General features: G+C 52.9%; 20 protein-coding genes and 1 tRNA gene. 11 read left to right on the top strand and 10 right to left on the bottom strand.

The genetic code is table 11. From position 1 onward, the window contains the following. Window positions 1–230 precede the first annotated feature (230 nt). Window positions 231–1,196, top strand: a complete 966-nt coding sequence (locus SH287x_RS12895) for an alpha/beta hydrolase (RefSeq protein WP_479514719.1) — start codon at window positions 231–233, stop codon at window positions 1,194–1,196. A gap of 85 nt (window positions 1,197–1,281) precedes the next feature. Here SH287x_RS12895 and rpsU read toward each other — a convergent pair whose 3' ends face one another. Further along, window positions 1,282–1,476, bottom strand: a complete 195-nt coding sequence (rpsU, locus tag SH287x_RS12890) for a 30S ribosomal protein S21 (protein ID WP_479514718.1) — start codon at window positions 1,474–1,476, stop codon at window positions 1,282–1,284. Between the two features lie 647 nt (window positions 1,477–2,123). Here rpsU and SH287x_RS12885 point away from each other — a divergent pair. Together SH287x_RS12885 and SH287x_RS12880 are read left to right on the top strand one after the other, a co-directional pair. Next, window positions 2,124–2,207, top strand: a tRNA-Leu gene (locus tag SH287x_RS12885). 372 nt (window positions 2,208–2,579) lie between these two features. Further along, entirely contained in the window at window positions 2,580–4,004 is a 1,425-nt protein-coding gene (locus SH287x_RS12880) for a class II fumarate hydratase (protein ID WP_479514717.1), read from the top strand. Window positions 4,005–5,553: 1,549 nt separating this feature from the next. Here the strand turns inward: SH287x_RS12880 and SH287x_RS12875 are convergent. Together SH287x_RS12875 and SH287x_RS12870 are read right to left on the bottom strand one after the other, a co-directional pair. Continuing rightward, window positions 5,554–6,513 (bottom strand): hypothetical protein, encoded by a 960-nt coding sequence (locus SH287x_RS12875; RefSeq protein ID WP_479514716.1) that lies wholly within the window; start codon window positions 6,511–6,513, stop codon window positions 5,554–5,556. 267 nt (window positions 6,514–6,780) lie between these two features. Continuing rightward, on the bottom strand, window positions 6,781–7,938 hold the full coding sequence (locus SH287x_RS12870) for a hypothetical protein (RefSeq protein WP_479514715.1): 1,158 nt from the start codon (window positions 7,936–7,938) through the stop codon (window positions 6,781–6,783). A gap of 185 nt (window positions 7,939–8,123) precedes the next feature. Here SH287x_RS12870 and SH287x_RS12865 point away from each other — a divergent pair, with 185 nt between their 5' ends. Then, on the top strand, window positions 8,124–8,828 hold the full coding sequence (locus tag SH287x_RS12865; RefSeq protein ID WP_479514714.1) for a hypothetical protein: 705 nt from the start codon (window positions 8,124–8,126) through the stop codon (window positions 8,826–8,828). 91 nt (window positions 8,829–8,919) lie between these two features. Further along, window positions 8,920–9,759: a sugar phosphate isomerase/epimerase family protein gene (locus SH287x_RS12860; RefSeq protein ID WP_479514713.1), complete on the top strand. Its 840-nt coding sequence runs from the start codon at window positions 8,920–8,922 to the stop codon at window positions 9,757–9,759. A 184-nt stretch (window positions 9,760–9,943) separates the two neighbouring features. Here the strand turns inward: SH287x_RS12860 and SH287x_RS12855 are convergent, their stop codons facing one another. The 5 genes from SH287x_RS12855 to SH287x_RS12835 all read right to left on the bottom strand — a co-directional run bounded on the left by SH287x_RS12855 (window position 9,944) and on the right by SH287x_RS12835 (window position 14,455). Next, window positions 9,944–10,432, bottom strand: a complete 489-nt coding sequence (locus SH287x_RS12855; RefSeq protein ID WP_479514712.1) for a DinB family protein — start codon at window positions 10,430–10,432, stop codon at window positions 9,944–9,946. 51 nt (window positions 10,433–10,483) lie between these two features. Then, on the bottom strand, window positions 10,484–11,434 hold the full coding sequence (locus tag SH287x_RS12850) for a GNAT family acetyltransferase (RefSeq protein ID WP_479514711.1): 951 nt from the start codon (window positions 11,432–11,434) through the stop codon (window positions 10,484–10,486). Between the two features lie 114 nt (window positions 11,435–11,548). Then, the gene (locus tag SH287x_RS12845; RefSeq protein ID WP_479514710.1) at window positions 11,549–12,328 is read right to left on the bottom strand and encodes a hypothetical protein; all 780 of its coding nucleotides are present in this window, start codon (window positions 12,326–12,328) and stop codon (window positions 11,549–11,551) included. Window positions 12,329–12,418: 90 nt separating this feature from the next. After that, the gene (gene floA / locus SH287x_RS12840; RefSeq protein WP_479514709.1) at window positions 12,419–13,477 is read right to left on the bottom strand and encodes a flotillin-like protein FloA; all 1,059 of its coding nucleotides are present in this window, start codon (window positions 13,475–13,477) and stop codon (window positions 12,419–12,421) included. 189 nt (window positions 13,478–13,666) lie between these two features. After that, entirely contained in the window at window positions 13,667–14,455 is a 789-nt protein-coding gene (locus SH287x_RS12835; RefSeq protein WP_479514708.1) for an NfeD family protein, read from the bottom strand. A 426-nt stretch (window positions 14,456–14,881) separates the two neighbouring features. Here SH287x_RS12835 and rpsT point away from each other — a divergent pair, with 426 nt between their 5' ends. From rpsT to SH287x_RS12810, 5 genes are all read left to right on the top strand, one after another. Beyond that, complete coding sequence (gene rpsT / locus SH287x_RS12830) at window positions 14,882–15,193, top strand: 30S ribosomal protein S20 (protein ID WP_479514707.1); 312 nt, start codon at window positions 14,882–14,884, stop codon at window positions 15,191–15,193. Between the two features lie 416 nt (window positions 15,194–15,609). Continuing rightward, window positions 15,610–16,161 carry an A24 family peptidase gene (locus SH287x_RS12825; protein ID WP_479514706.1) on the top strand — a complete coding sequence of 184 codons (552 nt, stop codon included), beginning with the start codon at window positions 15,610–15,612 and terminating at the stop codon, window positions 16,159–16,161. Between the two features lie 450 nt (window positions 16,162–16,611). Then, the gene (gene cpaB / locus SH287x_RS12820; protein ID WP_479514705.1) at window positions 16,612–17,793 is read left to right on the top strand and encodes a Flp pilus assembly protein CpaB; all 1,182 of its coding nucleotides are present in this window, start codon (window positions 16,612–16,614) and stop codon (window positions 17,791–17,793) included. Window positions 17,794–18,237: 444 nt separating this feature from the next. Beyond that, window positions 18,238–20,064, top strand: coding sequence for a type II and III secretion system protein family protein (locus SH287x_RS12815; protein ID WP_479514704.1), 1,827 nt, complete (start codon window positions 18,238–18,240; stop codon window positions 20,062–20,064). A gap of 534 nt (window positions 20,065–20,598) precedes the next feature. After that, entirely contained in the window at window positions 20,599–21,819 is a 1,221-nt protein-coding gene (locus tag SH287x_RS12810; protein ID WP_479514703.1) for a CpaE/TadZ family protein, read from the top strand. Between the two features lie 916 nt (window positions 21,820–22,735). Here SH287x_RS12810 and SH287x_RS12805 read toward each other — a convergent pair. Both SH287x_RS12805 and SH287x_RS12800 read right to left on the bottom strand, forming a co-directional pair. Next, window positions 22,736–24,052: a porin gene (locus SH287x_RS12805; RefSeq protein ID WP_479514702.1), complete on the bottom strand. Its 1,317-nt coding sequence runs from the start codon at window positions 24,050–24,052 to the stop codon at window positions 22,736–22,738. Between the two features lie 386 nt (window positions 24,053–24,438). Further along, window positions 24,439–25,194 (bottom strand): hypothetical protein, encoded by a 756-nt coding sequence (locus SH287x_RS12800; protein WP_479514701.1) that lies wholly within the window; start codon window positions 25,192–25,194, stop codon window positions 24,439–24,441. Between the two features lie 132 nt (window positions 25,195–25,326). On the opposite strand from SH287x_RS12800, the gene SH287x_RS12795 reads away from it, so the two are divergent. Further along, on the top strand, window positions 25,327–26,196 hold the full coding sequence (locus tag SH287x_RS12795) for a deoxyribonuclease IV (RefSeq protein WP_479514700.1): 870 nt from the start codon (window positions 25,327–25,329) through the stop codon (window positions 26,194–26,196). The last annotated feature ends 109 nt before the right edge of the window (window positions 26,197–26,305 follow it).

Below are 26,305 nucleotides of genomic sequence, written 5' to 3'. Positions count from 1 at the left end.
GCCTGGCGGCCATCTCATCAAGAACAGCCGTTTCCATGAAGATGGCTGCTGTGATCCAAAGTTGCAATCCGCTCGACATACGGCCCGCCCCCGAGATGCGAACATCATGATTGGGATTGCAGGAAACTCCCTCCTGTGGCAACGTCCGGAAAAATCATTCAGGGCACCCGGAGTTTCGTCGATTTTCCGGGAAGGGGAGTATCGATGCCATTTTGTTCAAAGAGGGTATTATGCTTGGGCAGTCGTTAAATACTCAGGGAGAACAACAAAACACGGCATGGCTTCCAGAGCCAAAAACACTGGCCATGTCGGATGGATATCAGGTTCACTACCGATTGTGGGAACCCGCCCAAAAGACCGGGCGAACATTGATTCTGCTCCACGGGATTCAAAGTCATTCGGCCTGGTATTTTCGCTCTTGCTCCTATTGGGCCCAGCGAGGCTGGACGGTGTTGGCCCCTGATCGAAGAGGTTCTGGAGAAAACTCCGCCAGCCGGGGAGACGTAACACATCCCGATCGCTGGCTCTTTGATGTCGCGGCATTCGTGCAGCAAGGTCGCCAATTAGCATGGCAGAGCGGTGTGAGCGGGCAAAAAAACTCAGCAATCTCGGCATCATCTCTGTCTCCTCAGCCGCAGGTTGTGTTGGCAGGTCTGAGTTGGGGAGGGCGGTTGGCCGCCGCCTATTTGGATCGTTGGCCTCAATCCGTTCAGGCAGCCATGCTGCTCTACCCCGGCATCTGTCCGCGAATTCAGCCAAATTTGATCCAGAAGGGCTTGTTACAACTGGCGCATCGGCTGGGAAAAGCGAATCGACTGGTGAAAATTCGCGGTCTGGAACCTCAGAATTTTACACATGATGAAGCCAGCCAAAAAATGATTGCCAATGATCAGAAGGCACTTAAAGAAGTGACCGTCCGATTTCTTCTCGGGCATGGAGATCTGGGCACGATGGCTCGTCGTGGTGTGACTGAGACGCATATGCCATTGTTTATTGCGCTGGCCGGGCAGGATCGCATTGTTGATAACAATGCCACACTGGCTCTACTAAAAGAGAGTCATGCCACGCAGGGAAATTCGCTGGAACTGCACACTTATGAAAATGCAGCCCACACGTTGGAGTTCGACCAGTGCCGGGAACTCTTTCTGACACAAAGCGGAGACTGGCTGGACAGAACCTGCCCAGCCAGCCAATAGCCTGAAATTGGCTAATTCATGTATTAGAAAAGGCTCGCCAACAAGGCGAGCCGGGGAGAGTCTCTGTGTATCTTTTGCCTGTCGACTACGAGCTCATGACTCGCTGCATTTTTGCACGGCGATCAGCGCGACGACGAGTGCGGCGCTTGGTTTCGCTCGGCTTTTCGTAGTATTCGCGGCGGCGCATTTCCTTCTTAATGCCTGCATGCTCAACCAGTTTACGGAATCGCTTGACGGCATCATTGATCGATTCATTTTCGCGCAACCGCAACTTTACCACGAAACAGCTCCTTCGGCCTTTGAACTCATCGGATTTGCTCATATTCAGAGGAAAATGACTGACGGCATGCCCGGTAATGGGCACGTCCCCTGTTGTGGATCGCTGACTGTAATCGATTGATCCGGATTCGCCAACTGACTGAGGCAGGGAAAACCGTGCAGAGATCCGAAAAGCATCCGAAAATCGGAAATTGGCCCCGATTCACCGTCGGTATCTCCTCGTTTTTATTGACCAGCGAGAGATTCATCAGGGCGGAACTATAAAGGATCGGATCGATAATGTTTCTTAACTGATTGATGCAAAGCCATTTAGAGCAATGCCTCACCTTGGGCTCTCCTTTTTAGGGAAATTACCAGCGACAGATTCAGAACCTGCTGCACAGATTTGTGTCCCTATCTCTCCTGTTGTCTCTGCCGTTAGAACCGGACATTCCTCAAACGTTCCTTCTAATCGTTATCACATGGTCGCATTCGGGAGACTTGCGATCGCATCTTCTGGCGATATACTCGCCAAGCCTTGTGCTTGATGTTCCTCACGTCGAGCCTGTCCTGATGGCAAATCGCTGGAAGGCAGATCTGTTGGAGAGCCGGTTTTCGTCGTCACAAGATGGAAACGACTGGCTCTGTATTAATCGAATGCCGTTTGATGCCCAGGTGGCGGAACTGGCAGACGCGCTAGGTTGAGGGCCTAGTGGGGTAACACCCGTGCAGGTTCGATTCCTGTCCTGGGCATTCGATGAAAAGAACCCGGCTTTCCCAATGGAGAGAGCCGGGTTCTTTGCTTTTTATTAAGGTTCTTCCAGCCGGGGCCTTTTAGTGGAATGTTTGGCAAAAAACATTGCCCTCTGAAAGCTGCCCTCGCTCATCTTTGAACGATTCTCAGGAATCTTGTGCTGCTCAGTTTCGGTTCACGAGTCAGTTCTTCAGAATCAAGGAACCACTGGCTACGGGTCACATCGCAATGCCAGAAGCCTGCCAGGCCGAATGTGCTTGTTGAAAGTCAAACGTAAAAGAATGACCTTCTGACGGCGTAAGACCCAAACGTGGATGAACTACTGACCTCCATACGCCGCCACAAACCCCGTAAGGGGAGGAGCACCGACAATGTCCGAGACTCGCATCGAAACTGACTCGATGGGCGAAGTTCATGTCCCTGCAAAAGCGTACTACAGCGCTCAGACACAGCGGGCTGTCGAAAACTTTCCGGTCTCGGGGCAAACGCTGCATCCCGAACTGATTCGAGCCATGGGTTGGGTCAAGTATGCCTGTGGTGTGGCGAATCGCGATCTCGGAAAACTGACCAATACCGGCAAGAACAAACTGACCGATGCTCAGGTGCAGTTCATGCTTGACGCTTCAAAGGAAGTGGCTGCGGGCAAATGGGACGATGAGTTCCCCATTGATGTCTTTCAGACCGGCTCGGGAACTTCGAGCAATATGAACGTCAATGAAGTGATCTCCAACCGTGCGGTGGAACTCGCTGGCGGTAACCGTTTTGAAGCAAAAAAGCCCATCCATCCCAACGATCATGTCAATATGGGGCAGTCGACGAACTGCACTTTCCCCACTGCGATCCATGTGGCGGTGGCTCATTCGATCCAGGCACAATTGATCCCCGCGCTGGAAGGACTGGCTAAGACCTTGGCCAAAAAGGCTGCTGACTGGGATAAGGTATTGAAGATTGGCCGGACACATCTGGCTGATGCCACCCCCATCCGGCTGGGACAGGAATTCAGCGGGTTTGCCCGGCAGTTGGAACTCTCTGTACAGCGTGCCCGCCAGGCATTGACCGCTGTCCTCGAATTGCCAGTGGGTGGAACAGCTGTCGGGACAGGGATCAACACCCATCCCGAATTCAGTGCCCGAGTGAGCGCAGTGCTGGCCAAAGAACTCAACATTCCGTTCATTGAAGCGGTCAATCACTTTGAAGCCAGTGCCCAGCGAGACGGCTTGGTGGAATGTCATGGTCATCTGCGAGCCATTGCAGTGACGTTGTTTAACGTGGCCAATAACATTCGTTGGCTGGGGTCGGGGCCTCGCTGTGGCTTCTATGAAGTGATTCTGGCAGATCTTCAACCGGGCAGTTCTATCATGCCGGGCAAGGTGAATCCCGTCATGTGTGAAAGCCTCATGCAAGTCGCTGCCATGGTGATTGGAAACGATCAAACTGTTGCGTTTAGTGGAGCGACCGGCGGCAATTTCCAATTGAATATCATGATGCCCGTCATGGGGCAGACCACCGTCAACAGCGTGGTGGTCATGGCTGGCGGCGTGAAGGCCTTCGACGACCTGTGCGCCAAACTCATGGAAGCGAATACAGAAGCCTGTGAAGCCTCGATTGAAAAGAGCCTGGCGATGGTCACCAGCCTCAATCCTTATATTGGCTATGAAAAAGCCGCTCAATTGGCGAAAGAAGCCTTCAAGACCGGCAAGACCATTCGTCAGCTTTGCCTTGAGCAAAAGGTGCTGTCGGAAGAGCAGCTGACCGAAGCCCTCGACCCATTCAGCATGACCGAACCCCACGCCTAACCCCCTTGCGGGGTTTGGGCCTATCGGCCGAGACGTGGGCTAAAGGCCCGCAGGCTCGTTGGCCTGCTGATCGGTTGTTGATCCACGTTTGGGGCTTACGCCCCCCAATGGATGGTTGATTTTCAACACATTCGCCCTCCCACGATAGCGTGAAACAAGGCATTAGCCCCCTCGCCTATTCCGATGGGAGAGGGCCGGGGAGAGGGCTGTTTTTAATAGATATTCACTACATAAAAAACGCCTACTATCGCCAAGAATTTACTACGTAGGGTGCATGAAGCGCAGCGCAATGCACCAACTCCGAACGACTCGTTACAAGTAGATATAAACCGTTATTAAACGGTAGGGTGGGTTAAGGCTTTGCGCAACCCACAAACCCCGCAAGTATTTAAGCACCAACTCGACATATATCCTGCAACCCACCTCAACAATCACTAAACACCATCCTTCTGGCGGCGTAAGACCCATTCGTGGATCAACGACTGGCCCCCATACGCCGCCCCAAACCCCGCAAGGGGGCCGATCAGGGCCAATCCACGAAACATCACTCAACGAAGTCACCCTCGTTGACAACATCCCGTCGGCCTGTCTGATACAGTGTTATCTGAATCAAACGTGATTGTGTTGGCATTCCCCCGTCACAAGAAGTGGCGAATGAATAAGTGCCAATAAAAAACATTCAGTCGGGCATCAGAGGTGTTCTGCGTGAGCAGTTCGCATCTGTTGTTTGACTGTTTTTCAGTCTCGAATTCGAGGGAAGCGTCCACAATCGGCGCTTCCGCCAATGGGAATGACTCCCCATTGGCAAAGGGTGGCCCTGACCGAGCCGATAGAAAGCCTTCTGTCCGGAATCACAGGCGAAAAAGACCTCAACCTGCGAGGTGCACCCAAAACGAAGCCTCTCTACCCTAACGCCCTTTGTTGCGCGAAAAGCATCCTTCTTTCCCTTCTCATTCCGGCGTCCTGGCGGCGTAAGACCCATTCATCAACAAACAACTGGCCATATACGCCGCCACAAACCCCGCAAGGGGCTGGCGGAGTAAGACCCATTCGTGAACAAACAACTGACTGCATACGCCGCCCTAAACCCCGCAAGGGGGGGCGTAATACCAAACGTGGATCAACGACCGACCAGCAGGCCAACGAGCCTGCGGGCCTTTAGCTCACGTCCCGGCCGATAGGCCCAAACCCCGCGAGGGGGCCACAAACCCCGTAAGGGGACGCAAGGGGATTCTGGTGGGAGAGGCGAGGGCGTGCCGCTGCTCAAGAAGTATTGGATTGTTATGTATTATGTAGGGAGTATGAAGCGCCAGCGCAATGCACCATTTGTACATAAATTTTCAATAAGACAACAACCACCGATAACTACGGCATTGTCAAAGTATAAAATCCGGGTCTCTTCTGTTGTTAAGTCCGACAACGGAGGACGTTGCGCCGACATCAACCCGAAGACAAAGCCGTGACACGGCACGACCCGCTATCAACCACCCAGACACGCTGCCTCTATTAAGGGTATCAACGGGTAACGTTCGCCTCTGACTTGCGTGGTTTAAGCAGCGTCGGTGAGTTCCACCGGCTTGGCTGTTTTCATACCAATCTGATTTAGCCGTGCAAGTTTCTTCTCTTGGAGTCCACGTTCCAGATCTTTGATCTGCTGCTGTAATGTTGCCAATTTCTGAGCCACTTCGATCGCTTCTTCCCGAAGTTGTGCCAAGCGCCCCTCAGAGACGGGAGACATGATCTTTTGAGTCGCTTTCATCAGTAAGAGCACGCGGAACATCCGCATCGCGACTCCCCGCAGCCGGTAGGCTCTTCCCAACTTGGAAAGCTGTTGCAATCGCAGGATGCCACCGAGTTGTGCTGCTTGAGCGAACATCGCCAGCGGCATCAGAATGATCGCCAGATCCAGCCAGTTCGTACGAATATATTTCGTCTGCCGGTCGGTCAGACTGATCATTGTGAAAAACTCGACAGTAAAGGCCAGCCAGACAAATGCTGTGCCACAACGGACAGCAGCATCCAGTCTGGCATCTGCCGAGAGCTTTTCGTGATAGATAAACTCGATCGCAATCAGCGGCAATACCGTCATGGCCACACCGAAAAGTGGAGCGGCCAAACGATTTTGCATCATCGTGAATGAAGCCGGGCCGACGGGTGTCCAACCTAAGTACGGGAACCAGACGTTCCGTCGATCCTGGCTGCGGCACGTCAGACGCAAGGGGGGCAGCAGGCAGTACAGGAGAAATCGTGGCCACTTGGGATCACGGGCCACCCAACGGGCAAACAGCTCTGCCCAATACAGAGGGTAGATGGCGAGTGAGACTGCTGCACATGTTGCAAAGAGAGGCAAAAACTCGGGCCGGTCATGCAGATGCAGCACCCCGCTTAAGAAGACCAGCGAGGTCAGTGAAGCATAGAACATGAGCGGCGCCCACTGCCGGTCAACTTCAGAGGGTTGAGCGAGATGCTGCTGTCCACAATCCGCTTCGACATCGGCAACAGTCAACATGGTGGCGACCTATCAGCGAAAATGTTCCCGCCGCACTTCGGGGGGGGGCAAAGGGGTGTATCGATCGAAACACCCATTTTTCAACACGATGCCTCGAATTTATGCCATCCCTCAAATGGAGTGAATGCGACTTATTTCAAGCCGTTTATGCCGATCGACCAGACACTGCCGTACGAGGGTTCTTCCTGAAGAAGCAAGTTCCCGATGAGGCGGAAATCACTCAGGCCATAGGCGTTATGGAATGATTGGGGGAATTGACGGTGAATTTCAGTCAATGGAATTCGGATTTTTGTAAATCCAGAGAAAGGGATGTCCTCCTTCGTCCTGGAGTAATTCCCGTGAGAGGCCCGCTTGAGAGACCGCGCTGCGCACCGCCACGCTCCAGCTGGTTTTCTTGTGTGAAGATTTCACCTTGGGCGTCACAATATCAATTCCGGCCCGGTCAATCGCAGCAAAATCAAAGTAAATGGGCACCTTTCCCTCAGTCTGGGCCTTGACCAGCACTTCCCCCAAAGGCAGGCCGTCAATCGTCATGGCTTGAATCGTAAACAGCCCTGGTGCCAGCTTTTGTGAGGCAACTTTTGTGGGCCATCCCACAGGCCAGAAATCAACCGTTTCGGCGACTGGTGCCGAGAGTTTTTCTGGTAGCGGATCAATGACCAGTTCGACATCACCGGCTGGCGTTCGCCTGGGCCGGTAGCCCAGACCCAAGTCCCGCAGTGCCAAGGCGAATGCAGTACCGATCGTGAAACGTTCCACCGCCTGCCTTACCAGACGCCGGGACTCATCCCGTTGAGAAATCGCCAGGGCGGTCTGTTCGGAAGCTCTCAGGGGGAAACGTCCTCTCGCAGGGAACGCAGCCATCACTTCAGCCAATGACTTCCCTTTCAGTTCCACTTCCAGCGGCTGACTCAGTGCGTCGAATAGAGGGTTAAACTGCACTTCGCTCAATCCCCAGAGGGGTTGCCCTTGAGGTGCTCCCTGGGCACCATAAACCCGCAATTCATCAATCCACTCCTTCAGAGCCGCCACGTCCCGTTGAGAAAACGTTTTGCGATCTGTTTTTATGGAACCATCCCGCAGGAGTTGGGCCACGATGGTGATCTTTCGCAGTGTCCCCAGCATCTGCTGATCAACGCGCGGCTTATCGTCAAGGATTGGCTTGCGGGTACTGAGCGTGACGTCCATCTCCTGAAGCGCGCCTCTCCAGGAATGAGCGTTCAATGCCGCTGAAGGATCGGCCGTGAGCAGTTCCATGCCAATCAAGGTGGTGGGCACGCTCTCGCTACGTTTGGCGTCAGCTCGCTTGCCAATTGAGGACGATCCTCCTGGTGCTTGACCAAAAACGACAGGCTTCTCCAAAGCGGCGGCCAATATCAACAGGCTTGCGATCAGAGTCCATGTCTTAAAAATACGCAGAGACATGATTCCCTCCTTACGGGCAAACAGGTGCCATCGACATTCCTGTTCAATTTCGTGTCACGGGATTTTCTGTGATCCTCTTGAAATTACGCGGGATGGCTCGTTGCAGGCAACAGCGAATCCCCTCAGAGTAAAGGGATTGGCAGAGAGAAAACCTGTCAATTGTGATAATCCCCGTGGAGATCGGCTTGAATTATCTGACTCATGCCTTGCCATATCTCGACAATCCCTGGTTTTGTGCGGGGACAGCGGTTCCTGATTGGTTGGGAACCATCGCCCGAAGAACACGTCCGCGACCAGAACGACTCTCGGACGACGCTTTAACCAAAGCCTTCCCGGATCCGTCATCAAGGGTGTGTGCAACGGCGGTTCTTCGCGGGATTGAGCAGCATCACCATGACGACCTCTGGTTTCATCGGACGGTGGCGTTTCAGGAAGTCATGGCGCAATTGACGCTGGATTTTCGAGCCGCCTGGGGGGCACAAGACGGGTTTCGCAGTGGTTTTCTGGCCCATATTGCGACGGAACTGCTGCTCGACGCCAGCCTGATGGCTCGCGCGCCCTATGCGGTGGATCGTTATTATCAAACCATGCAACAGGTTGATCCAGCGATTGTTGAGAAAGTTGTCAATCTGGCATCAAATCGCCCCACGACATCCCTGGACTGGTTCATTCCGGCTTTTATCGAAGAACGATTTCTAGTCGATTATGCCGACAATCAGTTACTCGCCTGGCGGTTGCAGCAAGTCTGGAAGCGGATTGGCCTGGAGCCATTGCCCGACTCGTTGGAACTGGCTCTGGCCCCGGCGAGAAAACTTGTCGAGCAAAGGACAGATGAACTCTTGCCCCAAGAATTGTACCCTTGGCCCATATCATCGATTCGTCATCCGTAAATGGTCATCTCTCAGACTTACGGCTGAAGTCGTTGAATAAAGTACCACTGTTTAACACCCCCATTGGCCACCATGAAGCGAGGAACGATCGATGAAGTACGGCATGAACATGCTCCTCTGGACATCCGATGTGAACGAAGAGCATTTCCCGCTGCTCGAGGAACTGAAGTCCTACGGCTACGATGGTGTTGAACTCCCCATTTTCGATATGGACGTTGCTCGCTTTGAAAAACTTGGCAAAGAGCTTTCCCGATTAGAACTGGGGCGGACGGCGGTCACGATCTGCACCGATACCGAGAATCCGATTTCTCCTGATCAGGCCATCCGGGAAGCGGCTGTGACTCGTCTCAAGAAGGCGATTGACTGCTGTGCCGCTGCGGGTGTGACCCACCTTTGCGGCCCGATTCACTCAGCCATCGGTTCGTTCAGTGGCCAGGGGGCGACAGCTGATGAGTGGAACTGGGGCAAAGAGACACTCACCAGGGCGGCTGATTATGCTCAGAAAAACAACATCACTCTCGTTTGCGAATACCTCAACCGCTTTGAGTGTTATTTCCTGAATTCAGCCGCTGATGATGCCCGGTTCTGCCGCGAGATTAATCATCCGAATCTCAAGATGATGTATGACACCTTCCATGCCAACATCGAAGAGAAAGACCTTGCCGCTGCAATGAAAGGCTGCTGGGATCAGGTGGTGCATGTTCATATTTCGGAAAACGACCGGTCAACACCGGGTGAAGGACATGTCGATTTCGACACCACTTTCAAAATGCTCAAAGAACTCAACTACGATGGCTGGCTGACCGTCGAAGCCTTTGGCCTGTCATTGCCTGCCATTGCCGCTGCCACCAAAATCTGGCGTCGCATGTTCCCGGACGAAGCTTACCTTGCGAAAAACGCTCTTGAATTCATGAAGCGCGGCATGGCGTAATTGACTCCGCACCCAGTACTAAGTGACTGTCCGGGAAGGCCCCCTCTCCCTCGTGGGAAAGGGTTGGGGTGAGGGGGGCGATAAACTTCAGTGTTTCCAAAGCGGTGTGCCATGTTTGCAGATTTGGGCAAGCATTCTTGCGATCTTCAACGTGCGATTTCAAATTGCGATTCGTCTAAGAAGTTCATTGACGCTGTGAAAACTCCCAGCTGAGAACGTCCCCTTCGGGAAGTTCCTTAACTCCCAGCCGCTTCATCATAAATAGCAACTGCGCTCGATGGTGCATGTCATGAGTGGCGAGATGAACGATGACTCCCCCCAAGGTTTTCTGCCGGGGAGGATCGTCAAGGGTGTCCCAGAAAGACTCATCGAGCCGATTTTGGTCGACCACTTCACGAGCATATTGAATGAACTCCGCTGTCGCAGTCTCGTGCCGCTCTTGCAACACCTCCAGTGAAGAGGGGCATGCTGAATGAGAGCGAACTTGCCGGCTCTTCATCAGATCAGTCCAGCACTCCACGTTCCAGATCATGTGTTCAAAGGTTCGGCGCACGGTTTTATGGCCAATCTCGAATTCTTGATCGAGTTGTCCTTCATCAAGCGCTTCGGCCAAAGTGAGCAACCGACACGTTGTCCACGAATCATGTCCCAGCAGGCGATCGAGCAGATCCATGGCGTTTCCTGAGATGCGTCAAATAGAAACGGGCGTTACCACTCCAGGAATTCAGAAAGCCGGTGGCTTCAGACGCTTTCCCATACTGATGCGATCTTCAATTTCGTACCCCAGGCTTTCATAAAACGCGACAACATTTGTATTGGTCGATCGGATCTGAAGGTTCACCTTTGAGCAGCCGATTGCTTGCAAGCGCCGCTCGGCTTCACACATGATCGCTCTTCCCAGTCCTTGCTGCTGATTGTCAGGGTGAATGGCAACCAGATTCAACCAGCCCCGGTGCCCATCGAAGCCCGCCATCACTGTTCCCACAACTCGATCATTCACCAGACCGACGAGGAAAAGTTCTGGCTGAACAGTGAGTTTTCTCCGGATGTCTTCAAGGGGTATATTCCACGGTGAAGGACTGGGGAAGACCTCTGTCCACAGACCAGCAACCTCTGCCTCATCTTCTCTCTGATAAGGACGTATCAGAAGTTTTGTTGTCTGGTCAATCTGCAAGGCCGGGTGGCTTTTTGAGTAGCAGACAACCTCAATTCCATGGTGTTGAAAAGACCGGTCGAATCCCATTCCCAACTTTTCCATGATGCGCACAGACGCCTTGTTTGCAGGCTGCGCCACAGAGATCAGACGAGAAAAACCCCATCTCCGAAAACCATAATCAATAACGGCTGTGGCTGCTTCCGTGGCAAATCCTTGCCCCCAATACTCTGGCAGCAGTCTCCAGCCAATCTCCACATCAGGGGGAAACCCATCGCCAAAACCACAAAAGCCGATCAATGCGGCATCTTCACGATGGATGATGGGCCAGAGAATCCAGCCGCGATGTTGACTCAATTCCATCCAACTGGCGATCCGGGCTTTGATGCGTTCATCGTCCCAGGGCTGGCCATCACCGATATATTTCAGCACCCGAGGATCGGTTGCTAACGGGCGAAAGCGCTTCCAGTCATCTGGCACCCACTCTCGCAGGTAGAGTCTTTCGGTCTCACAAATGATCATGTTGCCTCGGAGATTCCTGCCTGCCGATAATCAGTCGCCAAAGGCCCGTGGGCATGGTACACGGAACATTCATTAACGGAATATCTTCAAGCGACGAGACACAGCAACGAGTCTTTACGACTGATGATCACGTTGCAGTGCACGTGGTTTGGAAAGAATCTCATTGAGAAGCACAGCCGTTGCCATACCACCGGGCTTGCGTAACATCGCAACGAGGGGGTGCACACTTTCGGTCACCGCTCCGCCAGATGCATTATCAGAGAGATTCTCCGTCTGAGCACCTGCCTGATTACCGACAGAATATCCGAGCGAGCCAAATTGGGAAACATTAGCTCGCGACGTATCTGACAACTGGGACGTTTGTTGACCGGCAAGATTCCCCTGGCCAGAACCATTGGTTTGTGAGCCAGCGCCAGTGGTCGCCAACTTCGATGTCCGCAGGGAAGGATGGTCGGCGTTTTGCGTTTGCGAAGTCTCTCCCCAGCTTGATCTTTGAGCGTCGCGTGACGCCATCTCCTGCCTCAAAGTGCGATTGACTGGCGCGGCGGGAGTGGAGGCCGCAGCCTTCTCTTTTTTTCGCTGTTCTTTAGCCCGTCGCCTTTCCAGAGCCACCTGACGCTGGCGCGCCTGCTCGTTTTGTGCCATCTGCTTCTGAGAGTCAGAGGGAAGTTTCATTCCCGCTTCCCGCAAAAAGTCTTCAATCTTTGTGGCAGTCGAAGCTTGAGGGCCTGGATTGCGGTTGCCCTTCGCATTCTTCTCGGCAAAGTTTTTTTGCGCACCCTGAATAGCGCTGACAACCCAGCTTAAAACAGTAAATAACAGCACCAGCAAGCCAATGATCTGACCAGCATCAATGGCAAGGAGCGGAGCAAACCGCCAATCGGCCCATGGCATGACCAGATCCTTCTCGAAAACTCAAATGACTGCTGGCTGAGCGACACATGGGCCACGGCCATACGATAACCGCTGATTTTGTAGTCACGGCTACGTTCGCTGACTCACCGATTGGCCGGCAATCGCTGAACGCATCTGTGTATCGGCCTGCACGTTCTTTAATTCATAATAGTCAAGTAAGCCCAATGATCCATTCTGGAAGGCTTCAGCAATCGCTTTGGGAACTTCTGCTTCAGCCAGCACGACTTCTGCCCGGTTAGCCTGTACTTCAGCAATCATTTCCTGTTCACGAGCCGTAAATTCCGCTCGCCGCTGTTCGGCCTTGGCCTGAGCCACACGCATATCGGCTTCCGCCTGATCAGCCGACAGGCGGGCACCCACATTTTCTCCCACATCGATATCTGCAATATCAATGGAAACAATTTCAAAAGCGGTGTTCGCTTCTAACCCTAACTCCAGAACGGTCTGAGAAATTCGATCGGGGTTTTCGAGTACGACTTTATAACTTTTTGTCGATCCAATCGCCTTGACAATCCCCTGTCCCACGCGAGCAATAATCGTTTCTTCGGTCGCCCCGCCAATGAGTTGTTGCAGGTTGGTTCGCACCGTGACGCGTGCCCGGGCCTTCAATTGAATTCCGTCGCCGGCCACAGCATCGAGCGTCGTCGTTCCCTTACGGGGATCGGGGCAATCGATGATTTTGGGATAAACACTCGTCCGCACAGCTTCCAGCAAGTCACGCCCCGCCAGATCAATGGCTTGCGCGGTCTGCCAATTGAGGTCGATCTTGGCACGAAAAGCTGCCACCATCGCCTTAATCACATTCAGCACATTACCCCGTGCCAGATAGTGTGACTCCAGATCCCGGGTCGAGATGGGATGAACTTCTGTCAGCCCCGACTGAACGGCCATAATTTTCGCTCGCACAATCACATCGGGATCGACTTTCCGAATCGTCATGAACAGCAACTGGGTAAAGCCGATACCAATGCCGGTCAACTTGCACTGAATCCAAAGACCAAAAAACCTCATCATCAAGTAGGACATCACCAGAACAACAATCACCACCACGGCTGTAATGCCAATGATGACGGCCGTTTGATTTTGAGCCAGCATAAACATCGGTGCCAGCGGAACGTTGTGGTGCATTCGAGCCTCTTGCTGCAGGGTGTGGGAACTGACATCGACAGATGAAAGAAAGACTTCGTCGAGACAGTACTTCCAACGAGAATCCAGCTACGGTCTAACTGTCTTGAGAAGACAAATCAAGAAGTGAAGCATTCTCTTCAACAAATTCTCTTTCACGGATGCCCACGAAAGCAAACGGAGAAAGTCGATTCAGGACTTTTCCTGATCGAACCGTAATTCTTCAGTTGTCAGATCTTCGGCTGCCAATCGTGAAAACGGGTCGAGTTCGACTTTGTCGCTTTCGCCGGTCGTTTTCTCAATCAATGGCTGGGCATGAGATTCAGGGCCTAAGGGCAATCCGTTCGGTGTCGTTAAGAGTCTCTCCGGGAAGACTCCCTCTCCCTTCGCGGAAGAGGGTTGGAGTGAGGGGGCCGATGAACCAGCCGTGTTTCCAAAGCCATGACCAATCGCATCATTCGATGGTTCGGCCTTCGTCTCGACTTCGGCTCGCACCACCAGCGTGGTTCCATTGAGTCCGACCACAGTCACACGCGTGTTGACTTCAATCAGAGAACTCTCTGAAGTGGCGGAATATCGTTTCCCTTCCAGCGAAATAAATCCGCTGGGTGCAAGCATCGTCCGAGCGACAGCCAGTTGCCCAATCAAAGGCTGGAGATCGTTTGGCTGTGGTTCCTGTAGCCTCAGTCTGTCGCCATCTGGCGGTTCTAACAGCATTCGCTTGCCAGCGCGGGTTCGAGGCAAAATTCCAAGCGCCCCGAACAGGCAGACAGGGACAAGAATAATCACAGTGGCCAGATGCAACGCAAAAAGGATCGGTGCCTGCGTCCACCAGGCCATGGCAGAAAACACAAGTGACATGACAATCGAAGAGACTGTCACAAACGCCAGAATGCCTCCGCTGGGCACAAAGATTTCGAGAACCAGCGTGGCCAGTCCCCCGACGAGCAGCAAGATCGACCAAAGGGCATATCCGTTCATCAATTCTCCGAAGCATCAGCCAAGAGTCATGCAAGCAACCTTCCCGTGATGACTTGCCCCAAGTCTCAGATAGCCAGTTCTTCAGGCCAGGGGAAATGACTTCTGCAAAATCATTATTAGGGAGTCATCAGGAGATCCAGAGAGTGCTCACCCCGAATTCTATCGTAGATGAAGGGCTAAAGAACCATCAGGCTTGAACTCTGAATCGCATTCTCCAGTTCTTTATGAGAAAATGAGTTTCAGTGCCCGCTGTCAGGACATCCCATCCGGACAACAATTCGGCAGACAATTCCGCAACAAGTCTGTTCGCTGGCAAATCCTGTGGTTCTCAGCTAGAATCACCCTTCCGAGGAGTGCCCGGTCGCTTGATCAGGCGTCTCCACCTATTTAAGTCAATCCACATAACGTCAATCTGGTTCAGAAGTTATGCCTAACAGTGATGGTGCACGGCGTTCTCTCCGCAAGCAACTCAAACGACGTGCAGCGAACCGAATTCTGCGTTCAGTTCTGCGGACAACCCTGAAAAAAACACGACTGGCTTTTGTCAGCGTGGTTTCTAGTGGTACCGAAGAAACCGCCACAACGGAACTGCGAGTCGCGATCAAGAAGATTGATCAGATGGCAGCCCGCGGACTCATTCACAAGAACAAGGCGGCTCGCGATAAGTCGCGCCTGACCATTACTTTCAACAAGGCGCTTGCTGCCAAGGCCGCCTCTGCTGATAAGGCCGCTGAATAGTCTGCAAACCTGCTCATGACTTCCGCCGTTCCGGGTGAGTCATGACGGGAACTTGTCGATATCTACGATGAACAGGCCCGGCGGCACGATTTTTTTTATCGATGCCCCTCTGCCTGAACTTCGCTGCAATTTGCCAGAACTCCACTGAGAGCCAGACCTTACGGTTTGGCTCTTTTTATTGGCACTCGGCTCGATGCAGCCCAAAGCACCATGGGTGCAGGCCAGTTTTTCAACCAGGGCGGCTCTATTCTGGACATGCCAGAGCTTATCAAGAAAATCTTCCCCGCCTGACACAGAAACATGACCTAAGCTCGCAGTAAGTCTGGCGTCATTGGTGCGCCGACAACCTCATTCGTTCCTGTCGCTGATCCTCTGCGGTGGCGGAACGGCCCCCTCGAGTGAAAGGTCTTGGAAAAATGGACTGGCAGCATTTTCTCGTGCAGAACTGGGATGTTCGATTTGTCTCCCTCGTTCTGGTTATTGCCGCCTGGATTGATGGTAAAGAACTCCGTGTGCCGAACTGGATCACCTTCCCCATGGTTCTCAGCGGCCTGATTTATGGCGCTGTCATGGGTGGCTGGGCCGGATTGGGTGATTCAATGATCGGTATGGTGGTGGGACTGGCTTGCCTGTTGCCGCTTTATGCTGTGGGCGGAATGGGAGCTGGCGACGTCAAGCTGATGGCTGGCATGGGCGCCTGGTTGGGCGCTTCAATCACTTGGAACGCGTTTATCGTCTCCGTGGTTGTTGGTGCTGTCATGGCCGTCATCATGGCCTGCTACCGCCGCGATCTTTACAAGCACGTCGCTCAGGCCTTTCTGATCTGGTCAGAATGGACAACCATTCGCGATCCACGCAAACTGTCGGAAATCGCCGCGGAAAGAAAGCCACGGATGTTGCTCCTCCCTTACGGGATTCCCATTTGTATTGGTTCAATTGCCTACTTCATGTATGCCGGCCTGATCTAACAAAGTTCTGATCTGACAGCCCGGTTAAGTCAGATTAGTTCTTGAAGAAATCCCGAGCGAAATATCAGCAGGCTCTGCCACTTATGGCAGGGCCTGTTTTCGTTAGGAACTTGAGGAAATTATCTGTCTTTTGCCTGAAAAGCGAACCAAACAGGGTTAGCACGCAATCAACTTTACGCAAACGTCATCCATGATGCCCAATGAATGTGAAGAGGCAGTAACGCTGTTATTCCCGGATCAACCGTTCTGATGCCTTCATTCGTCAAAGACTGAAGAGTCCCCCATTCCTTGGCCGATGTTGAACGACAGCGTCCATTCCACCAAAGGGTGGGTGGCTGATCGTATCGAGTGCGGAATCTTTCGACCGACTGTGAAAACGTGACCTATGCTTGGGCGTAGTCTTGTTTGGCAGACGTCTTCCCGTAAAGAGATTCCACTCGGAGTGGTACCATGAAATTAAAACCCATGATCCTCATGCTCGTAGCGGTGGCCTGTGGCCTGATCGCTATGGTCGGAGTTCAGCAAGCTTTAGGAAGCCGCGCCAACGATGGCGGCGGGCCGAAGGTTAAGGTTCTGGTTGCTCGCAAAGAAGTTCAGGCTGGCACACCACTCGATGAAACTTGCGTGGGCTTCAAACTGGTTTCCAAAAGTGAAGTTCATGAAGACGTGATCACCACCAAAGAAGAGTATGAAAAGCGTGCTCCCCGCGTGAAGCTGTATGAAGGGCAATACGTTCTGAAGAAGCAACTGGGGAACAAAGGTGAGTACGGTGCTTCCATGGAAATTCCCAATGGAATGCGCGTCGTAACTGTTCCCGTAACAGCCACCATGACTCACAGTGGTTTGCTGTCGCCGGGCGACCGGGTCGATATTCAAGTTACTTATTCCTACACCAAGCCAAAAGTAGGTAAGGTGTTCAAGACCCGCACTGTTCTTCAATATATCCAGGTCTGGGCGACTGACGCCGTCCGGATGGGAGCGGAATCCGCCAAAGAAGATTCATCACAGTCCAAGAACGTTTCATTGCTGGTTTACCCCAACCAGGGTGGCCTGCTGGAACTGGCTCAGCAGCGAGGAAAGCTGCACCTGCTGCTGCGTGGTCGCAACGATAAAGAATCCGAACAGACAGGAGACCTCGACGAGTCTGCGTTAGATCGCAAGCTGGCCGAACTCTTTGATGATCCTGAAGACGCTCCGGCAGCAACGAATCCGGAAGCGGTGGCCAACGCCTTGCCCGCATCTCCATCGCCTGCACAGCCGTCATTTGCCGATTTTCTGGATAAACAGGAAACACCTCCCGTTGTTGAAACACCACCGCCACCGAAGCCCACATGGAAAGTGGAAATCTTCAATGGCGATAAAAAGCAGGTGGCCGAATTTGAACTCCCCGAAGCTCCCGAAGCACAACCATCAGCGTCGCTAGACAAGCCTTCAAAAACCATCCCTGGGTGGCTTGGCCTGCTGGGGCTGAATACAACCAGAACACCAGGGTCTGTCAGTAACGCCGGGAAGTCGACGACCTCCTCGGGAGCGTCAACTTCAGCAACCCCTTCCGCTTCTACAGAAAAAAACGCACAAGTCCCAACAGGGTCGCCTTCTGCTTCTCAAACACGTCAGTCATTGAATCGGTAAATGTTGTTCTCACAGTTCATTTGAAGAGTCTCTCCGTAAGCTAACAAATCCTTCTCACCTAGTGCATTGTCAAAGTTGAAAAGCAGGGTTGAACAGGTAGTCAAGTCCGACAACGGAGGACGTTGCGGCGACATCAACCCTAAGACAAAGCCGTGACACGGCACTGGAGAGAAGGTAGCCGAAGGCCGAATAAGGGGGGGAAGATCACCGGTGGAAACACTCGTGATTCCTTAACCCCGGCCTCTCCCACAAAGAGAGGGTGACATTGAAGAATCGCAAGTGACATCACTCCGGGAGTTCAAGCCGGGCCAGGCTTGAGTTTCTCAAGAATAAGTTTCGCTAGAAATCTCAGCGGGAACCGCCGAGCCGATGTCTGCGAGGCTCGCGGGACATGCAATTATAGGTCTTTCAGATCGTTCGATGGATTGAACGAGAGGTGCAGGGATGCTGATTCATAACGTCATACGCCGCATACGAGCCATCATCGTTGTCGGGCTGTGTTTCAGCCAGACACTGATGTTCCCGGCTGGATTCTCGATTGGCACCCGACAAGCCTGTGCCCAGCCAACACATGCGCCCATGGCAGGCGATATCGTGCAGATCAATTCGTCCCGCTCAAAGCTGGAGATTGCTGAACGATTTGCCAAAGTCGTCCAGTTCCCTCGCAAAATCACGCGGGTTGACGGCTTTGACCCGGCTGTTGTTGGCGTAACAGCTCTGTCTCACGATCAATTACGAATTCAAGGTCTGGTGGAAGGGATTACCACCCTGGTGATCACCGACGAAAACGGCACGATCAGCACCATCGATGTCATGGTGACAGGGGATGCCCGCCTCCTTCAATCCGTACTCAGGAGAGAGTATCCCAATACTGCCGTGACCGTCACCAAGCTCCGGGACAATGTCCTGTTGCGTGGCTGGGTGGTGGAACCACATCAGATCACCGAAATTGTGGATATCGCGAAGCTCTACTATCCCAACGTCCTCAATCAGATGAAGATGGGGGGGCCACAACAGGTGCAGTTGCGATGTAAAGTGATGGAAGTCCAGCGCGCCAAAATGCGGGCGTTGGGATTTAACTTCTCTTACGTCGGTCGGAATGCAGCCTTTGCCAGTACGCCCGGAGCGATTACAGCACTCGATACATTAACGCTGCCAATCGGCGGCCCCATCGCCTCCAGTCTGGCCCAGTCGTCCTTATCAAACCCCACCATGACACTTGGTCTGGTGGGCGATGACTACTCGTTTGCCGGGTTGCTGGAAGCCATGCGGCGGGAAGGTCTGCTCAAAATCCAAGCGGAACCCACCATCGTGACCCGCAGTGGCGAACCAGCCAAAATCGTCAGCGGTGGTGAATTTCCAATTCCCGTCCCGCAAGGTCTGGGAACAATCGCGATTGAATGGCGCGAATATGGTGTTCGACTGGAATCGGTTCCGATGATTCTTTCACCGAAACACCTGAAACAGACCATTATTGCCGAAGTCAGTGAAAGAGACCTGACCTCAGCAGTTGTTCTTGACGGAACAACCGTTCCCAGTTTGACCAAGCGAACAGTGGAAACTCAGGTGGAAATGAATTTCGGACAGACGCTGGCGATTGGCGGTCTGATTTCTTCTCGCAAAACCGCTCAAACATCTAAAATCCCTTTTCTTGGCGAGCTTCCGTTCATTGGAGCGGCGTTCCGCCGGGTGAACTATGATGAAGTCGAAACTGAACTTCTGGTTTTGATCACTCCCGAGTTCGTCAGTGCCATGGATCCCTCACAAGTTCCCGAAAGGCTCCCAGGAACCAGCACCGCAGTTCCTACAGATCGTGAACTCTTCATTCAAGGCGTAATTGAAGTTCCCAGCTATGGTGACCCCTGCCCGAACTGCGGCCCACAAGGAACCATCAGTTCCCCGCCGGGTGTGATGGGGTCTGGTTTGTCACCCACGCCGGCTCTCACACCCATTCCGGGAACCCCCGGGCTGATTTCTCCGGGAAGCATGCTGCCTCCGCCACCTGAAGGAGGGACGGGGCAACCGTCACTCGCCCCGATACCGGCAGCACCTTTTGATTCCACGCCAAACGCCACTGACTTCCATCCGTCCTATCCTCCCGGCAACATCCCGGCACCACCCGGCGTGACTCAGACATCCAGCAAAAATTCAGAAGCTGTTGCAAACAATTCCTCGCGATTTTCAGGGCCAAAACCCGCTTCAACTCGGGGAGAGACCAGGCCCGCAACAGCCCCTGGAATGATTCAGCCCGTTTCCGGAACTCGTCCCTGAGAAGATTCCCCCAATTGGCTGACATTAAGTTTTTAGCATGAAATTGCCACGAGATGATGCTTCCCAAACGAGATAAGCCCCCTGTATCTACAACTGACAACTGACAACTGACAACTGACAACTGACAACTGACAACTGACAACTGACAACTGACAACTGACAACTGACAACTGACAACTGACAACTGACAACTGACAACTGACAACTGACAACTGACAACTGACAACTGACAACTGACAACTGACAACTGACAACTGACAACTGACAACTGACAACTGACAACTGACAACTGACAACTGACAACTGACAACTGACAACTGACAACTGACAACTGACAACTGACAACTGACAACTGACAACTGACAACTGCTTAAAACTAATCAGAGGCAACAAATATCGAGGAACCTATTCCTCATATAGCCTCAGGACTCACTTCAAAGCTGATTGAGTTTCAACCGGATGTGATACGATTTTCTGTTGAGTCGTTGGGATCAAACTTTATTTCAGCGACAGCCGACTTTTGATGGTTGAACTATGAAAAACGTCATTCGACTCGCACTTGTCGATCCTCACGATAGCTCAAGAAACGCGTTAAAAACGCTGCTTCTCGGCATCGATATGGTCTGGCTGGAAGCAGAGTGCTCGAAATATGAGTTCTTTGCCGATGTGATTCTGCAAACACAGCCCCATATTGCGCTCATCGCTCTCGACGCGAATCCTCAAAAAGGACTGGAACTTGTTGGGCGAATTGCGTCAGAGCTTCCTACAACACAAGTTCTTGTCATCAGCAGTTCGACAGAAGGTTCGCTCATTCTCCAGGCGATGCGCAATGGCGCACGCGAGTTCCTCAGTTCACCTTTGAAGCTGGATGACTTTCTGGCGGCCATTGAACGTATTCAGGCCGGTGGTGGAGCACGCAGCAGCGATGGCACCGTCCGCAGCAGTCAGGTGATTGCGCTCGCCGGTGTCTCAGGAGGAATCGGCTGCACCTCCCTGGGAGTAAACCTCGGTTGTGCACTGGCGGTTCAGCCAGGTGCCAGTGTCTCGATCATTGATCTGGATCTTGCGTTAGGAGATGCAGACGTCTGGCTGGATATCATCCCGGATTACACGATTCAGGATGTCGCTGACAACATCAGCCGTCTCGACTATGCCCTGTTAAAACGCTCTCTGACCAAGCATGAATGCGGCGTCTTTCTCTTGCCTCGTCCCGTGCAACTGGATGACCGCGTGGCCATCTCGCCCGATGTTCTCCGCCGGGTGATTGCGCTGCTCAAAGCGACTTTTACGCATCTGGTCGTCGATATCAGTAAAAGCTACGGGCCATCGGATCTTGCGGCTCTGGAAGTGGCCGATGTCATCCTGCTCATCACTCAGTTGGATCTTCCCAGCCTGAGAAACACCGTGCGCCTGCTGCAATTCTTTAGTAACTACGAGGGGTTAAGCGAAAAGACACGTATTGTTGTCAATCGTATCGGGCTGGAAGACAGCCAGATCAGCCTGACAAAAGCATTGGAAACGTTGGGTCGAGAAGTCTATGCACAAATTCCGAATGACTATGCCGTCATGGTGGAAGCCCGGAACAATGGCGTGCCGCTTATTCTGCAGGCTCCTAAAACACGACTGACAAAAAGCTTCGTTCATCTGGCTCAGTTGCTCATGGATAAGACCCAGGTTGCCGATGAAAAGCCCGATGAAATCAAGCGACCGCGCAAAGGTCTCTTCAGCTTCCTGAGCACGGCAAAAACGCCGTGAAATCTTAGTGTTAAGAAGCAGAAGTGTCTTGAAGTAGAAGTCGACAGCAATTAACGCGATCTCTGCCAATCACAAAGAGCGTCATCAATCTGCCGTCCGGGGGGACGAATGAGTCAGGTTGGTGACGCTCTTCGCCATTTGTGCACACGCTCTTCGCCAATTGTGCAGAGAGAACCTCATTCCGATCAGAATCAGTCGAGAAGCCCAATACCCTTCTCCCTTGAGTGAGAAGGTTGCCGCAGGCCGGAAGAGGGGGAGACGCATCGCTCTCAATGAAAGGGAGCACATCGCCATCGACGAAGTGTTATCGGTATCTCTCTGAAACACAAATACCTCAATACCCCTCACCCGAAAGCCTGCGATCTGGCGGCGTAAGCCCCATGCGTGGATGAGCGACTGACCTTCATACGCCGCCCCAAACCCCGCAAGGGGGCGATCTGCCTGAAGCATCCAGCCCGTCAATATGATTGGCCCCAGGAATGGAATCAGGATCGCCGAGCAATGACGTCCTGTTCGCCGATATTCCAGCGTCGCCTAAATCAAGGTGACAGCGCTGATGACCGGAAAGAGCAAGCCAATGCCAAGCAGGAATTGACTCATCACAGAAAGTTCCAGGTCTGAAAACCCATTAACTAACGACGGACGACAGACAACGGACAAATTTCTGGTCTATAAATACAGACACGGGAATGAGAGAAAGTCTCATTCCCGCGGCTCGCAGGACATCCATGATCGCGATGAGGCCAAACTGCTGCCGGAGATGTAAAAATCTCCGGCAGCAGCGATTGATGCAATCACACTAGTGCATTGTCAAGTGCTTAAAATCAGGGTTGAACAGGTTGTCAAGTCCGACATCGGAGGACGTGACTACGCATGAAACCCCAAGATAACGCCGTGACACGGCACTAGCTTCAAATTAGAACTTGAAGATAGCGTCGATACCGAAAATGGTCTGGTCATAATCAATGCCAGGAGCCCACTGGTAGCGAATTTCAGGACGAACCACAAAGTTGTCGATGGGCTTGTAGTTCACGCCGTAGGTCATTTCGTAGTACGACACGCCATCAGGCTTGTACCATTCCCAACGAGCACCGGTCTTCCACTTGTCGTTGATCGTGTAGAACAGATAGTTCACCAGACCATTGGACTGACGGGCGGTGCCGTTAACCTGGAAGTTCACGTTGTTGTTGGTTCCCAGAACGTCGTACTGACCCACGTATTGGAGTTTGTCAGTGATGTTGTAGGAGAGAATGAAGCTGTTGATCGCTCCGTCGCCACGAGCACCGAAATCACCCAGAGCTGTGGTATAAATCAACGACAGCTTGTCGGTGGCAGCATAGCTAAGACCACCCAGGAAGTTGCTTCCACCGCCGAATTGATCGAACCCTGTATCCCAGCCAGCTGTCCAGCCGCCCCAGACGGTCAGCTTATCGCTAGCTTTCCAGGTTGCCAAACCACCGGTGTGGGTGAATGGCTCGCTGTTCCAGAACATGATCTGGCGGCTGTAGAAGAAGTTGTCAGGTGAAGTCACCACTTCGTAACCAACGATGGTGTAGAAGTGACCAACTTTCACCGACACATCGCCAACAGCGATTTCAGCATAAGCCTGAGGCATGGCCCATTCGTAGATACCATGATCGAAGCTGCCGCTGTTATCCCAACGGCCACCAGGGTTGCCGAAGGACTGGGCATCGTTACCATCGGTACCGTACAGTGCGTCGAACCGGAAACCCCAGTCCACGCCCTTGGATCCGTCAGCTTCCTTCTTGACGAAACCATAGAGCTGGCTCACGTTGACGTGGCCTGCTTCAGCGGCGTCTGTGAAAGACAGATCTGGATTGTTTTGGTAGCCAACGTCCAACCAGCCACCGAAAACGATCCCGTTATCAGAAGGCCCGCCCAGAGCACCTTGCAGTGTCCATGGGCCGACTTCTTCTTCGGCAGGAGCCGAAGTGATATAGCCAGGATCAACAAAAATCTGGTCTGGCTGGCCCACATTGGCACCAGGAACAGGAGGAGGAACCTCACCCTGCATGCTCATGGCGCTCACCTGATAAATCGGTGAAGCAGGAGCAGCAACCACTTGTCCGTTCAATCGCTGTTTGGCCTGTTCGGCAAGCGTGGTCGCGTCTTCTGCGAACACGGGCACCGCCATTGCGCCAAAAGCACCCAGCATCACGCCAGCCCGAGCCAGCGAAGTCCGCCAGGACTTTGGTAGAGAAAACTGCATCATGCGCTCCTCAATCACACATTCCCTGTGTTCGGAAAAATCCCGAAGACAAACAGTGTCCCACTGTAGTCCTCCCTGCGAGCCTTGCAGTGCCAGGGGATGATGCCGACAGGCATCCATTCCGAATATTCCACAACCTTTAGGTCTCTTGAGCGCGAGTACCTATCGATCTCTCGTGGAACGTATCGGAATCGTTAATCATCCCGGCGCATGGTGTACGGCAATGAACGTCAGGTCTGCTGATTTAGAATGATTGCTACAAACGTTACATCTTCACAGGTTTTGAACACGTGTTATGCGGGTTTTGCCGCTTGTAAGCAGTCGCAAGTCATTCTGCCAAGACGTTTTCATCTCAAGACTCGTCTCGTGGCAGTTTCTGCCGAAACAAGTCACAAATTCTTGAGTAGGATTTCACCACATGACGTGTAGCCCAGCCTGTGAACGGCTTGTAAAGGAGGCAAATTCATCAATAGCCGGCTGGCAAATCTCCAGCGGGGCCGTGACAGACTTGATAACCCATTGAACTTCTGGGCCGCTGACTCAATAGAGTTCTTATCAACATCACCATCATGGAGATCTTCCGGAGAACCCACCGACTGTTCTGAACGATCAAAGGTGGCGATAGCTTCCGCCCCTTTCTCTAAAGTCGAGAACCGGGACTCGATTTCTGAATCTCCCGACAAGTCAGCATAATGATAGAGAACACTGGCAAGCTTACATTGAATGGCCCCGGGAGCATCTTCCAGTTCTTCATTCGCTGCCGTATCGACCATCAGTTCAATAGAGACGAAAGCCCATACGCCGACCGTCGTGGGGCAACTGGCAAGTACTGCCGATGTTCCCCATTGAAACTGCTTCCAGAAAATTCCTCGGTGTCCACCGGTCGATAGATAGTTTTCGGCTGTTTCTGCCAGAGCCTGCCAGTGAGACTGAAATTCGCGGGCAGCATCCTCAACCTCTTGAGGATCGACTTTATGAGCAAGAGGAGAGGGGGACTCAGTGACAGACGGGCCGATGGGGCACTGGTTTTCTAACGGGGCTTTCCAATGGGGCATTGGCGGACTGCAATGAATAACAACTCTCCGCCACTTCCAGACAAGCAGCAACGTGGTCATCAGGAAGACAGGAAAGATCAACCACCACATGGCCCGAGTCCTCTCAAAAAACGCCCGTTCATGATGTCAACCGGCCTGAAGAGATGACCGTCTGGTGTGCGTCTCAGGCAAAACTCGGCTATTGTTCCCAGGTATTCACACATTGAAAACGGGAGGTGTCTTGTGTCAATTCTTGGTGCCCACATGTCGATTGCGGGTGGCTATTACAAAGCCATTGAAGCCGCGCACCACCTGGAAATGGATTGCGTCCAGATTTTCACGAAGAATAACAATCAATGGAAAGGAAAGCCGCTAACAGACGAAGATGCCCGCCTTTTCACCACAGCCCGTGAGTCTGCCGGTATCCAAAACACCTGCGCCCATGCGAGCTACCTGATTAATCTGGCCAGTCCGGATGATCTTCTCTGGAACAAATCCTGCGATGCTCTGCGAGACGAACTGGAGCGTGCCGAGGCGCTGCAAATTCCCGGTGTGGTGCTCCATCCGGGCAGTGCGGTGAAATCGACCCCAGAGGCAGGCATCCAGCGCGTCATCGACGCGTTGAATGATGTGCATCAATCCTGCCGGGGTTTGAGTGCGCAAATCTGGCTGGAAACAACCGCAGGCCAGGGATCCTGCCTGGGAGCAAAGTTTGAAGAACTCGCCCGGATGCTGGACGGCGTGCATGAACCGGATCGTATTGGAATCTGCGTCGATACCTGTCATTTGTTCGCCGCTGGTTACCCATTGACCACTGCCGACGAATACGCCGAGACCTTCGAGAAATTGTCGTCATTGATCGGCTTGGAGCGAATTCGGGCCTTCCATGTGAACGACAGCGCAAAACCATTCGGCAGCAGAGTCGATCGGCATGCTCATATTGGTGAAGGCCACCTGGGGCGAATTCCCTTCTCGCGGTTGCTGCATGACACTCGCTTTTCCCAAATCCCGATGTACCTTGAGACAGAAAAAGGCGAACGTGATGGGGAAGATCTGGATCTGATGAATCTCCGCACGTTGCGACAACTCGCCAGAACACCAGAGCACCGGTAATTGCTTCTGATGATTTCGGCAGGCACAAAAACGTGTGATAAGGCTCTCGATGAAAGAGTGGCCTGCCATCGGACATTACAGCGGAAGGCCAGAAAGGTAACAGGTTGGC

Source organism: Planctopirus sp. SH287 (genome assembly GCF_056500625.1).
This window is presented reverse-complemented; position numbering and strand designations above follow the sequence as displayed.